The following is a 12,249-nucleotide window of genomic DNA, read 5'->3' on the forward strand; positions in this document are numbered from 1 at the left end:
CATGAGCGAAGGCATTGCCACCAAGAAACTGGTCACCCGCCTGCTGCTGTTGGTGGTGGTGATGTTCGCCTTCGGTTTTGCCTTGGTGCCGATCTACGACGTGATGTGCAAAGCGTTCGGCATCAACGGCAAAACCGCCGGGCAATACGCCGGCGCCCAGCAACAGGAGGATGAAGCGCGGCAGGTGAAGGTGCAGTTTCTAGCCACCAATGCCGCCGATATGGTCTGGGATTTTCACCCAGTGGCGGCCGATGTGATGGTGCATCCCGGCGCGGTCAACGAGATGACGTTTATCGCCCAGAACCCCACCGACAAACCCATGGCGGCGCAGGCCATTCCCAGCATCGTGCCGTCGGAAGCGGCCGCCTATTTCCACAAGACCGCCTGCTTCTGTTTTAACCAGCAAGTGTTGCAACCCGGTGAACGCATCGAAATGAAAGTGCGCTTCATCGTCGACCGTGATCTGCCCAAGGATGTCTACCACCTGACCCTCGGTTACACGCTGTTCGACATCACCGCTCGCCACGCGCCGATCGCGGCCAAGTAAGCGGTGTAAAACAAGGAGAACAATAAGATGGCGACGCACGACGAGGCCCTGGAAAAGAGCCCCAGTTCCACTTACGAGCACTACTACGTTCCGGACCAGAGCAAGTGGCCGATCATTGCCACCATTGGCATGCTCACCACCATGTACGGCCTGGGCACCTGGTTCAACGACCTCAAGGCCGCGCGCCCGGAATCCCATGGGCCGCTGATTTTTTCCATCGGCGGATTGCTGGTGGCGTACATGCTGTTCGGCTGGTTCAGCGCGGTGATCAAGGAGAGCCGTGCTGGCCTCTATAGCACGCAGATGGACCGCTCGTTCCGCTGGGGCATGAGCTGGTTCATCTTCTCCGAGGTGATGTTCTTTGTAGCCTTCTTCGGCGCGCTGTTCTATGTGCGCACCTGGGCCGGCCCGTGGCTCGGCGGCGACGGCGCCAAGGGCGTGGCGCATATGCTCTGGCCGAATTTCGAATACACCTGGCCGCTGCTGCACACCCCGGACCCGAAACTGTTTCCGCCACCAAAAAGCGTGATCGACCCGTGGCACCTGCCGCTGATCAACACCATCTTGCTGGTGAGCTCCAGCGTCACCGTCACCCTCGCCCACCATGCATTGCGCCACGGCAAACGCGGGGCGTTGAAGGCCTGGCTGGGGCTGACGATTTTGCTCGGTGTGTGCTTTCTGGCCCTGCAGGTCACTGAGTATGTAGAGGCCTACCACGAGCTGGGGCTGACCCTGGGCTCGGGCATCTACGGCGCCACGTTCTTTATGCTCACCGGCTTTCACGGGGCGCACGTCACCATCGGTACGTTGATTCTGACGGTGATGCTGGTGCGCATCATGAAAGGCCATTTCGATGAGAAACAGCACTTCGGTTTCGAAGCGGCCAGTTGGTACTGGCACTTCGTCGATGTGGTGTGGGTGGGGCTGTTTATCTTTGTGTACGTGCTTTAACGCACCGGCTTACCACGTGGCGTGGGTGACCAGCTGGCCGCTGTAAAAGCCCCAGGTCACCAACGCCAAGGTCAGCGCCGCGAGCACCACACGCACGGTCAGCGCATTGACCAGCCGGGATGAGTTGCCCTGGTCCTTGACCAGAAAGAACAGGCCGCTGAACAGACTGACGATGGTGGCCAACAGCATGAACACGATTGCCGCTTTGAGCATGGTGTGAGTCTCGCCAATGGGGAAGGGGAATGCCGTGGAGTATAGCCAGTCACCCGCCGCTGTTCGGCAACGTCTGTTGAGGCGGTTTCGCCCTGGCTGGCTGCCGACTCTGGTGGTGGCCGTGCTGCTGCCGGTGCTGGTGCTGTTGGGGTTCTGGCAGCTGGCGCGGGCCGAAGAAAAACGTCAATTGCTGGCCAGCTACGACGCGCGCCGCACTGCCGACCCCATGCCCATCAGCGAGCTGGAAAACATCGCCGACAAAGCCTACCGCCGCGTGCACCTGAGCGGCCATTTCGATGCGCAACACAGCGTGCTTCTCGATAACCGCACCCGCGATGGCCAGGCCGGCGTCGAACTGCTGCAACCCTTCTATGACCAGGCCAGCAACCTGTGGCTGCTGGTGAACCGTGGCTGGCTGCCGTGGCCAGACCGTCGCACGCCGACGCAATACACCACCTCACCGACCATGGAGAGCCTGGACGCCTGGGTTTACGTGCCACCAGGCGCCACCTTCCAACTGCAAGCCGATGCGCCGAGCAACCAATGGCCGCTGCTGGTCAACGCCGTGCACCCGCAGGCCTTGTGGCAGCAGTTGGGTCGCACCGGCCTTGCCTATGAAGTGCGCCTGGAACCCAGCCCCGCCGCCTACCAGGCCGACTGGCCGGTGGTGGCTATGGGGCCGGAGCGTCATCAGGCCTATGCCGTGCAGTGGTTTGCCCTGGCGGCAGCACTGCTCGGTCTTTTTATCTATTTCGGTTTTCACGCTACGCCCAAGCACGAGCCAATTCTGGGAGAACAAAAATGAATCCAGCTATGCCCATGCCACAGCATCAAGTACCGCCTCGTCGCCAAGGCCGCCTGCAGTTGATTCTGCTGCTGGTGCTCACCATCGGCCCGATGGTGTTGGCCACCTGCATGTACCAATTTCGCTTCTGGGTGCCGGAGGGCCGTAACTACAGCGGCGAGTTGATCGGCAACGGCCAGAGCCGCACCGACCTGGGCATTCAGGGCGACGAAGCCGACACCTGGCAGATCGTGGTCACCGCTCCCGCCGCCTGTACCGATGACTGCCGCCAGTTGGTGTACCTGGCGCGGCAAATCCAGATCGGCCTGGGCCGCGAAGCTTCGCGCGCCACCCATGGCCTGGCCACCGCGCAACCGGTAAGCGAGACCTATAACGCCGAACTGACCCGCGACTATCCGCGCCTGGACCGCTACGGCCTCGACGCCCAGGCCTACGGCAAAGCCACCCCCGCCACTGGCGCCGAACCGCAACTGTGGCTGATCGACCCGCACGGCAATCTGGTGCTGCGCTACGACGCCAAAACCAAGGGCAAGGCCATTCTCAATGACCTGCGCCTGCTGCTGAAACTCTCGAATATCGGCTGAAAGAAGGGACGACGATGGCCAAGCCCGGATTCCGTTTAGCACTGCTCGCCACCGTGTTGGCCGTGGTGGTGGTGTTGCTCGGCGCCTATACCCGCCTGACCCACGCCGGCCTCGGTTGCCCGGACTGGCCGGGCTGCTATGGCTTTATCAGCGTGCCGGCCAGCGAAGCGCAGCTGGCCCATGCCGAAGCCAATTTCCCCCATGCGCCAGTGGAAGCGCACAAGGGTTGGAACGAGATGATTCACCGCTATGCCGCCGGCAGTTTAGGGCTGTTGATCGTCGCGTTGGCGGCAGTAGCCGTGCGCCGTCGCGGGACGCCTGGGCAACCGTTGAAACTGCCGCTGTTGCTGCTCGCCGTGGTGGTGGCACAGGCGGCGTTCGGCATGTGGACGGTCACGCTCAAGCTGTGGCCGCAGGTAGTGACGGCGCATTTGCTCGGCGGCTTTACCACGCTGTCGTTGTTGTTTTTGCTGACGCTGCGGCTGTCGGGTCGGCTGGAAAGTCTGCCCAGCGTGCCGGTGCATCTGCGGCGTTTGGCGGCTGTGGGTTTGCTGGTAGTGATCGGACAGATCGCCCTCGGCGGCTGGGTCAGTTCCAACTACGCGGCGGTAGCCTGCATCGACCTGCCGACCTGCCACGGTGAGTGGTGGCCGCAAATGGATTTTGCCAACGGCTTTCACCTGAGCCAGCACATCGGCCCCAACTACCTCGGCGGCCAACTCGATAGCGATGCGCGCACCGCCATTCATTTCACCCATCGCCTGGGCGCCATGCTGGTCACGCTGGTGCTGCTGGGTCTGGCCTGGCAGCTGCACCGTGCCGGTCACGGCAAGCTGGCCGGCTTGCTGGTGTTGGCGCTGGCAGTGCAGATCAGCCTGGGCGTCAGCAACGTATTGCTGCACCTGCCGCTGGCGGTTGCCGTGGCCCACAACGCCGGCGGCGCGCTGCTGTTACTGACTCTGGTTTTGCTGAACTACCGCCTGCGTGCGGCCGCTGTTGCGGCGCCTGCAGCGGCAAAAAATTGGGTTAGCCAGTCGGCTACCTGACCTATAAAAAGAAGAAGGAGAGACGCCATGGCTACTCTACTCAGTGCAGGTCACAGCCAAGCGCTTTGGCGCGACTACCTGGAGCTGACCAAGCCCAAGGTGGTGGTGCTGATGCTGATCACCTCCCTGGTCGGCATGTTCCTCGCCACCCGCGCCGGCGTGCCGTGGACGGTGGTGGTGTTCGGCAACCTGGGCATCGCCCTGTGTGCCGGCGGTGCGGCGGCGGTGAACCATGTGGTGGACCGGCGGATCGATGCCGTAATGGCCCGCACCCATAAACGCCCGCTCGCCGAAGGGCGCGTATCGCCGGTGGCGGCGCTGACCTTTGCCATGGTGTTGTCGGTACTCGGCCTGGTGGTGTTGCTGGCCTTTACCAACGAACTCACCGCCTGGCTTACCCTCGCTTCGCTGCTCGGTTATGCGGTGCTGTATACCGGTTTTCTTAAGCGCGCCACGCCGCAGAATATTGTCATCGGCGGCCTGGCTGGCGCGGCGCCACCGCTGCTGGGTTGGGTGGCGGTTACCGGGCATGTGAGTGCCGAACCGCTGCTGCTGGTGCTGATCATTTTCGCCTGGACCCCACCGCACTTCTGGGCCCTGGCCATTCACCGCAAGGAGGAATACGCCAAGGCAGATATCCCCATGCTGCCGGTCACCCACGGCGAGCATTACACCAAGGTGCATATCGTGCTCTACACCTTGGTGCTGCTGGCGGTTAGCTTAATGCCCTATGTGATTCATATGAGCGGCGTGCTGTACCTGGCCTGCGCCGTGGCCCTCGGAGCGCGCTTTCTGCAATGGAGCTGGGTGCTGTATTTCGACAGCAAACCCCATGCAGCCATCAACACGTTCAAATACAGCATCTACTACCTGTTTTTGCTGTTTATCGCGCTGCTGGTGGACCACTACTTTCTGCTCGCGCAATAACCGGCAGAAGCCCAGTTAACAACCTATCTCAATTGCAACAGGTTCTCTTCTTGTCTAGCATGGCGCCCCTCTTCCCGAAATATGGATGTTGGAGCGCGTGGCCGAGACCGACCTCAGGGGCCTGTTCCTCAAGCACGCCCGTACGTTGCAGGGACTGCTGACGCGTAAAGTCCGTGACCCTGAGCTGGCCGCCGACCTGGTGCAGGAAAGTTTTCTGCGCCTGGCCGAGCAGCAGGGCAAGGACGTCATCGACAACACCCAGGCCTACCTCTACCGCACCGCGCATAACCTGCTGGTCGACCATATTCGCCAGCAGCAGCGCCGCCGTACCGACAGCCAACCCCATGAAGCCCTGGTGCATATCGAAGACGAGCGCCCGGCGCTCGACGATGCGCTGGACGCCGAACAACGCCTGCGCCTGCTACGCACCGCCATGGCCGACTTGCCGCCGCGCACTCAGCAGATCTTCCAACTCAACCGGGTGCAGGGCCTGACCCACAGCGAAGTGGCGCGGCTACTGGATATCTCCGACAGCTCGGTGCAAAAGCATTTGGCCAAGGCGCTGGCGCATATCACCGAGCGGTTGCAGCAACGGTGAAGGCTGGTCGCGACCAACGGTTTACTGAAAAAATGCGCCTCAGACGTCTGCATTCCTATAACGACAAATTCGAATTGAATAACCCCGGTTGTTTCGAATTAGAGAAACCACGTGACTAGCTACAACACCCGAGAGCAGGAGATCCGCCAGCAGGCTGCCGATTGGGCGGTGCGTCTGGACGCGGGCGGCGCCAGCGCCGATCCCGAGCTGCAGCATTGGCTGGCCCAGGACCCCGCCCACAGCGCGGCGCTCGACTATGCGCGCGCCACCTGGAGCCTGCTCGCCGCCATTGGTAGCGAGGCGGCCGCGGCCAACGCGCCAGTTGCCTTGCCGGTGCGCAAGCGCGCGCCGCTTACTCGCTGGGTCGCCAGTGCGGCGGCCAGCGTTTTGCTACTGCTTGGCCTGCAACAGGCCGCGCCGATGCTGACGCCACTGTTCGCCGACCACGCCACCGGCCGAGGCGTAATTCGCAGCATCACCTTGCCCGACGGCAGCATCGCCACACTCGATGCCAACAGCGCCATCGACCTGCATTACAGCGGCAGCGAACGGCGCGTCGAATTGCTCCGCGGCGACGCCAGTTTTGATGTGGCGCCCCTCGACGACAACGAACATCGGCCGTTTATCGTCGACAGTTCCGGTGGCAGTAGCCGCGCCCTCGGCACCCAGTTTGTGGTGAGCCAGGAATCAAACGGCGCGTGGATGGGTGTGTTGCAACACAGCGTGGAATTGAGCCTCAACGAACCACCGCCAAGTGGCCTTGCGCGTCAGGTGCTGCAAGAAGGTCAGGCCGCCCGTTACAGCGCTGAAAGCGGCATTGAACTGCTGCCCGATTTCGATGTGGCCCGCGCCAGCAGTTGGCAGCGTGGCGTGCTGGTATTCGACCGCGTGCCCTTGGCCCAGGTGGCCGAGCGACTTAACCGCTATCGACCGGGTTGGCTGATGATCACCAACAAGAACCTGGCCCAGCGCGAAGTCAGCGGCGTGTTCCGCCTCGACAGCCTGGATGCAGCACTGGTGACCGTTACCGCCGAGCTGCATGCCAGCCGTGCCGACTTCCCAGGTGTCACATTGCTGTATTGATACAACGCTAAACCAGCGTGCTAGACGGCGGCCTTGAGGGCCGCCGTTTTTATTTTCGGGCTTATTTAATTTTTTCTTACTGACTTTCGCCGCCTCGCTCGTCTGCTTTGTTGAGATTCATTTTCATTAATCAAAACAACTAGCCGACACCAGCGAGCCCGCCACGTGAAAAACCAAGCACAGACTTCCCGACCTCGGCAGCGCGTCTTACACGCGACCTTCGCCGGTTGGGTGTTGCTGATGGGAGCAACCGTCCAGACCCAGGCGGCCCCCACGCCCGCCACCCAACAGACCGCTTTGGTCACCTTCAACATTCCCGCCCAACCCCTGGGCAGCGCCGTGCTGGCCTACGCCGAACAGGCCGGCGTGCAGGTATTTTTCGACAGCGCCAAGTTGGCCGGTCTGCAAGCCCAGGCGTTGAAAGGTGCCTATAGCGTGGAAGATGGCCTGGCCGCGCTGCTGCGTGGCATGCCAGTGAACTACCGCTTTACCGGCGAGCGCGAAGTGAGCCTGGAACGCCGGCTGGAACTGAGCAGCGCCGTGGCCCTCGGTGCGGCCGATATCAACGCCCAGCGCCTGGACGATGCCTGGGTGTACCAGGCGCCGCGTTCGGTCAGCGTCATCACCCAGGAGCAGATCAACCGCAACCCGCCCCGGCATGCCGCCGACATGCTCGAACAAACCTCCGGCGTGTACACCGCCGTCAGCCAGCAAGACCCCGGCCTGTCGGTCAACATCCGCGGCGTACAGGACTACGGCCGGGTGAACATGAACATCGACGGCATGCGCCAGAACTACCAGCAGAGCGGCCACCAGCAGCGCAACGGCACGATGTATATCGACCCGGAGCTCCTCAGCGGCGTCACCGTCGAAAAAGGCGTCACGTCGGGCATGGGCGGCGCCGGGGTGATTGGCGGCATCGCCGAATTCAGCACGGTGAATGCCCGCGACTTTATTCACGAAGGCAAGGAATTCGGCGGCCGGGTGCGCGCCACCACGGGCCTGGGTGGCTATGCCAACGGCACCGACTTTATCGGCAGCAGCGTATTCGCCCTGGGCAATGAAATTGGCGACATTCTGGTGGCCGCCAGTGAGCGGCATCTGGGGGATTACGACCCGGGCACAAATGGTGACATCGGTGAACTGCGCACCGGTACGGCGACCTTTGCCGGGGTTCAGGACCGCGTGAAGGAAACGTCGGTGGCGTACTCCGGCTCGGTGATGAAATCGCGCCTGGCCAAGCTCGGCTTCAACCTCCCGCAAGATCAGCGCGTGCAGTTCAGCTACCTGCGCACCCACGTGACCTACGACGACGCGGGCATCATGGACGTCGAAGACAGCGACGAGCTGTGGAGCAAAAACGGCAGCAGCGATGTGCTGTCCGAGAACTACGCCATCGACTACAGCTACACACCGGACAACCCCCTGATCGACCTGAAAGCCAAGTTCTACTACGTCGACAACAGCAACCAACAGACCGCCGTGGCGGTGCGCACTACGCCGGGTTACGAGGTCACCTACCAGACCAAAACCTACGGCATGCAGCTGGAGAACACCTCCACCTTCGCCCTCGCCGACAGCACTGATTTCAAGGCCAACTACGGCCTGGAATATTTTCTCGACAAGGTCCGCCCCGACTCCAACCAGGCGGTAGCCGCGACCTCGGCCACCGACGTTTCGTCCTCCGAAGGCATGACCCCCAAAGGCGAACGCGCCATGGGCAGCGTGTTCACCAACCTGGAGCTGGATTACGACGGCTGGCTCACCTTGAACGCCGGCCTGCGTTACGACCGTTACCACCTGACCGGCAAAACCGGGCTCAACCGGCGCCTGTATGTGATCGGCACCACGGGCCAATACGAAGAAGCCGTGCGCTACGACGTGGACCGCGAAGAAGGCCAGTTCTCGCCCACCTTCGGCATCGCCATCAAGCCCGGTGTGGATTGGCTGCAAGTGTTCGCCAGCTACGGCGAAGGCTGGCGCCCGCCGGCGGTGACCGAAACCCTGGTGTCCGGGCGCCCACACAGTGGCGGCACGGAAACCCTGTACCCCAACCCCTACCTCAAACCGGAAAGCTCGCAGTCTTGGGAAGTGGGTTTCAACATCCTCAAGGAAAACCTGCTGACCGAAAACGATGCACTGGGCCTCAAGGTGTCGTACTTCGACACCCGTATCGACAACTACACCTTTCTGGGCATCGGCTTGTGGCGCCCCGGCATTGGCTTGCCCAGCCTGTCCAACTCGGCCTATGTGAACGACCTGACCAGCACGCGCTTTCGCGGCGTTGAATACCAGTTCGACTACGACGCCGGTGCTTACTACAGCAACTTCACCTACACCCACATGATTGGTGAAAACCAGTACTGCAAAAAAGAGGCGTGGCTGGGCGGGGTGTTGACCGGCGTAGACGGTACCGGTCGGCGGCCGCCGAAGATCGGCCATATTCCCAATGAAGCCGCCAACGCCTCGGTCAAATGCGGCGGCATCATGGGCACCGCCGAACACATGCCCATGGACCGCGGCAGCCTGACCCTGGGCACCCGCCTGTTCGACAGCAAAGTGGATATCGGCGCCCGCGCCCGGTACAGCGAAGGCTACGCGCTGGACCCGGGCGACGACGCCGCGAAGGAACAGGTGTACCCCGCCGACTGGAAGTCCTACACCGTCTACGACCTGTACGGCAGCTACAAAGCCACCGACTCCCTGACCCTGCGCCTGGCCCTGGATAACTTCACCGACCGCGCCTACCTGGTACCGCTAGGCGACGTACTGGCGTTCACCCTCGGCCGCGGCCGCACGCTGCAGGGCACCGTGGAATACACCTTCTGACGTTCAACAAAACCGAATTTGCCCATGGAGGGCAAAGCCGTTGTGCAGCGGGCTGTAGCACGGCGGGCCTAAGTGAAACCTCAATTGGAGAAATTGCATGAGCCTTTCCATTACCTACAACGTCACTGAATACGGCGGCTGGAAAATTAGCGATTACCTGGCGGATTGGGCCGGTTACTTCGGTGACGCCAACCACCGCGTCGGTGAAGTGGAAGAAGACGGCCCGAACACCGGCGGCTTCTACCCAGGTTCGCTGAGCGGCACTCAGTACTCGTTGAGCAGCCAGGAAAGCGATGCCGGCTTTATTGCCGGTGGCAGCCTGAGCTACTCGCTGTTCTCGCCACCGGCACACACCGTGTACGGCACGCTGGACAGCATTTCGCTGGGCACCGACGTGGTCTACAGCTCCACCACGGGCTTCGATTTCGCCCCCGGTGAAGAAGAAGTCAGCTTCGATGGTCTGGGCTTGTCCACCCTGCTCAGCCAAGGCCAGTCCGGCATCGTTCACCAGGTGATCTACGGCCTGATGAGCGGCGACGCCACTGCCCTGGATTCGGCGCTGGACACCATCCTGTCGGCCTACGGCGTCGACACCGACGACACCTTCGACGTCGTTGCTGCCGCTCTGGCTGCCGGCCCGTTGAGCGTATCGCCAGCCGAAGCGGTGGGTGTGCAAACGCCAGCCGAGGACTTCGCGCTGGCGGCCTGATCTCTTCCCGAAGAGCAGGCAAAAAAAGCGAATGGAAGATCGCTCCTCCACTCGCCTTTTGGTACTGCCCCAACGCGTGTCTTTTGCGGGGCTCACGTTGGGGTTCCGAATTCTGTGGCTGCGCGTGGCAGGCGTCAATCGCCCGCGCAGCCGCCTTGGGGTAACGCATGTCCAGTTCCACGCCGCGTAATGAAGTGCTGCACGCACTGTTCGCCTACCGCGCAGGCTTTGCCAACATCGGTCTGTTTACGGCGGTGATCAATCTGCTGATGCTCGCCCCGGCCCTGTATATGTTGCAGGTCTACGACCGGGTGCTGGCTTCCGGTAACGAGATGACCCTGGTGATGCTCAGCCTGATGGTTGTCGGTCTGTTCGCCTTTATGGGCGTGCTGGAATGGGTGCGCAGCCTGGTGGTAATTCGCCTCGGCACGCAGATGGACATGCGCCTGAACCAACGGGTGTTTGCCGCCAGCTTCGAGGCCGGTTTGCAGGCCGGCAAGGGCGGCGCCGGGCAAGCGTTGAGCGACCTTACGGCGCTGCGCCAGTTCGCCACCGGTAACGCGCTGTTCGCCTTCTTCGATGCGCCGTGGTTTCCCCTGTACCTGGCGGTGATCTTTCTGTTCAGCCCGTGGCTCGGCCTGTTTGCCGTGGTCGGTGCGCTGCTGTTGATGGGCTTGGCCTGGCTGAATGAACGCCTCACCCATGCGCCGCTCGCCGAGGCTGGGCAATTGTCGATGGCCGCCACCCAGCAGGCCGGCGCCAACCTGCGCAATGCTGAGGTGATTGAGGCCATGGGCATGCTCGATGCCGTGCGCCACCGTTGGCTGGCGCAGCACCAGGGTTTTCTTGCGCGGCAGAACCTGGCCAGTGAACGGATGGCGGTGATCAGCGCCTGGACCAAGGGCGTGCGCATGACGTTGCAATCGCTGGTACTCGGCCTCGGCGCTTGGCTCGCTCTGGAGCATGCGATTACGCCAGGCATGATGATCGCCGGCTCCATTCTGATGGCGCGGGTATTGGCGCCCATCGACCAATTGATTGCCGTATGGCGCCAATGGGCCTCGGCGCGCCAGGCCTACGAACGTTTGCTGGCGCTGCTGCAAGCCCAACCGGCGCGGGAAATCGGTATGCCGCTGCCGGTGCCGGTGGGGGCGTTGAGCGTCGAGCAACTCAGCGCCTTTGCACCCGGCACGCGCCGCCAGTGCCTGAGCGCGATAGGTTTTGCCCTGGCGGCCGGGCAGTCGCTGGGGGTGATCGGTGCATCCGGCTCGGGCAAGTCGACCCTGGCGCGCTTGCTGGTCGGCGTGGGTGCACCCGCCGCCGGCAAGGTGCGCCTGGACGGCGCGGACCTGCAGCAATGGGACAAGGTGCAGCTCGGCCCGCATATCGGTTACCTGCCGCAAGACGTGCAGCTGTTCGCCGGCAGCATCGCGCAGAACATTGCCCGCTTCGCCGAAGTGGATGCCGACTACGTGGTGCAGGCGGCGCGGCAGGCCGGTGTGCACGACCTGATCCTGCGCTTGCCCGGCGGCTACGACACGCTGCTCGGCGAAGGTGGTGCCGGGTTGTCCGGCGGCCAGCGCCAGCGTATCGGCCTGGCTCGTGCGCTGTATCGCATGCCGGCCTTGGTGGTGCTCGATGAGCCCAATTCCAACCTCGACGAAGACGGCGAACGCGCGCTGCTGGCGGCCATTGCCGAACTGAAAAAAAACGCCAGCACCGTTGTGCTGATCACCCATAAATCCAGCCTGCTGGCCGGCGTCGACAACCTGCTGGTGTTGCGCGCCGGGCAGATGCAGGCGTTCGGGCCGACCGCGCGGGTCACCCAGGAGTTGCAACGTGCCGCCGCACCTGCCCCCGTCGGCCCGCCCCGCCCTGCGCCGGTGGCCACGCCCAGTTTCAGTGCGAGCTATCGCCTGGATGCCAGCAAACCCTGACGGTCGAGACGTATCGTGAA

General features: G+C 62.7%; 12 protein-coding genes. 11 read left to right on the plus strand and 1 reads right to left on the minus strand.

Annotated elements, in window-relative coordinates:
• The first annotated feature begins 1 nt into the window (after position 1).
• Together AC0V2S_RS19255 and AC0V2S_RS19260 are read left to right on the plus strand one after the other, a co-directional pair.
• A complete protein-coding gene (locus AC0V2S_RS19255; RefSeq protein WP_475511116.1) occupies positions 2-547 on the plus strand; it encodes a cytochrome c oxidase assembly protein in 546 nt (181 codons plus the stop codon).
• A gap of 27 nt (positions 548-574) precedes the next feature.
• Complete coding sequence (locus AC0V2S_RS19260) at positions 575-1,498, plus strand: cytochrome c oxidase subunit 3 (RefSeq protein WP_475511117.1); 924 nt, start codon at positions 575-577, stop codon at positions 1,496-1,498.
• Between the two features lie 9 nt (positions 1,499-1,507).
• On the opposite strand, the gene AC0V2S_RS19265 is transcribed toward AC0V2S_RS19260, so the two are convergent.
• Positions 1,508-1,711, minus strand: a complete 204-nt coding sequence (locus AC0V2S_RS19265; protein WP_108095132.1) for a twin transmembrane helix small protein — start codon at positions 1,709-1,711, stop codon at positions 1,508-1,510.
• A gap of 76 nt (positions 1,712-1,787) precedes the next feature.
• Here AC0V2S_RS19265 and AC0V2S_RS19270 point away from each other — a divergent pair, with 76 nt between their 5' ends.
• The 9 genes from AC0V2S_RS19270 to AC0V2S_RS19310 all read left to right on the plus strand — a co-directional run bounded on the left by AC0V2S_RS19270 (position 1,788) and on the right by AC0V2S_RS19310 (position 12,229).
• Positions 1,788-2,516, plus strand: a complete 729-nt coding sequence (locus AC0V2S_RS19270; RefSeq protein ID WP_475511146.1) for an SURF1 family protein — start codon at positions 1,788-1,790, stop codon at positions 2,514-2,516.
• A 14-nt stretch (positions 2,517-2,530) separates the two neighbouring features.
• On the plus strand, positions 2,531-3,100 hold the full coding sequence (locus AC0V2S_RS19275) for a hypothetical protein (protein WP_475511147.1): 570 nt from the start codon (positions 2,531-2,533) through the stop codon (positions 3,098-3,100).
• A gap of 14 nt (positions 3,101-3,114) precedes the next feature.
• Positions 3,115-4,146: a COX15/CtaA family protein gene (locus AC0V2S_RS19280; protein ID WP_475511118.1), complete on the plus strand. Its 1,032-nt coding sequence runs from the start codon at positions 3,115-3,117 to the stop codon at positions 4,144-4,146.
• A gap of 27 nt (positions 4,147-4,173) precedes the next feature.
• Entirely contained in the window at positions 4,174-5,073 is a 900-nt protein-coding gene (gene cyoE, locus AC0V2S_RS19285; RefSeq protein ID WP_475511119.1) for a heme o synthase, read from the plus strand.
• A gap of 97 nt (positions 5,074-5,170) precedes the next feature.
• A complete protein-coding gene (locus AC0V2S_RS19290; protein ID WP_475511148.1) occupies positions 5,171-5,671 on the plus strand; it encodes an RNA polymerase sigma factor in 501 nt (166 codons plus the stop codon).
• Between the two features lie 111 nt (positions 5,672-5,782).
• Positions 5,783-6,754, plus strand: coding sequence for a FecR family protein (locus tag AC0V2S_RS19295; RefSeq protein WP_475511120.1), 972 nt, complete (start codon positions 5,783-5,785; stop codon positions 6,752-6,754).
• 240 nt (positions 6,755-6,994) lie between these two features.
• Positions 6,995-9,583, plus strand: coding sequence for a TonB-dependent receptor (locus AC0V2S_RS19300; RefSeq protein ID WP_475511121.1), 2,589 nt, complete (start codon positions 6,995-6,997; stop codon positions 9,581-9,583).
• A gap of 97 nt (positions 9,584-9,680) precedes the next feature.
• Positions 9,681-10,292 carry a heme acquisition protein HasA gene (locus AC0V2S_RS19305; RefSeq protein WP_475511122.1) on the plus strand — a complete coding sequence of 204 codons (612 nt, stop codon included), beginning with the start codon at positions 9,681-9,683 and terminating at the stop codon, positions 10,290-10,292.
• Positions 10,293-10,459: 167 nt separating this feature from the next.
• Positions 10,460-12,229, plus strand: coding sequence for a type I secretion system permease/ATPase (locus AC0V2S_RS19310; RefSeq protein ID WP_475511123.1), 1,770 nt, complete (start codon positions 10,460-10,462; stop codon positions 12,227-12,229).
• The last annotated feature ends 20 nt before the right edge of the window (positions 12,230-12,249 follow it).

This window comes from Pseudomonas sp. CC11G, from assembly GCF_056174845.1.

Excerpts from the sequence above, each read along its gene's own strand:
- AC0V2S_RS19255 (WP_475511116.1), top strand. The coding sequence starts at position 2 with ATGAGCGAAGGCATTGCCACCAAGAAACTGGTCACCCGCCTGCTGCTG.
- AC0V2S_RS19260 (WP_475511117.1), top strand. The coding sequence starts at position 575 with ATGGCGACGCACGACGAGGCCCTGGAAAAGAGCCCCAGTTCCACTTAC.
- AC0V2S_RS19265 (WP_108095132.1), bottom strand. The coding sequence starts at position 1,711 with ATGCTCAAAGCGGCAATCGTGTTCATGCTGTTGGCCACCATCGTCAGT.
- AC0V2S_RS19275 (WP_475511147.1), top strand. The coding sequence starts at position 2,531 with ATGCCACAGCATCAAGTACCGCCTCGTCGCCAAGGCCGCCTGCAGTTG.
- AC0V2S_RS19280 (WP_475511118.1), top strand. The coding sequence starts at position 3,115 with ATGGCCAAGCCCGGATTCCGTTTAGCACTGCTCGCCACCGTGTTGGCC.
- cyoE (WP_475511119.1), top strand. The coding sequence starts at position 4,174 with ATGGCTACTCTACTCAGTGCAGGTCACAGCCAAGCGCTTTGGCGCGAC.
- AC0V2S_RS19300 (WP_475511121.1), top strand. The coding sequence starts at position 6,995 with ATGGGAGCAACCGTCCAGACCCAGGCGGCCCCCACGCCCGCCACCCAA.
- AC0V2S_RS19305 (WP_475511122.1), top strand. The coding sequence starts at position 9,681 with ATGAGCCTTTCCATTACCTACAACGTCACTGAATACGGCGGCTGGAAA.
- AC0V2S_RS19310 (WP_475511123.1), top strand. The coding sequence starts at position 10,460 with ATGTCCAGTTCCACGCCGCGTAATGAAGTGCTGCACGCACTGTTCGCC.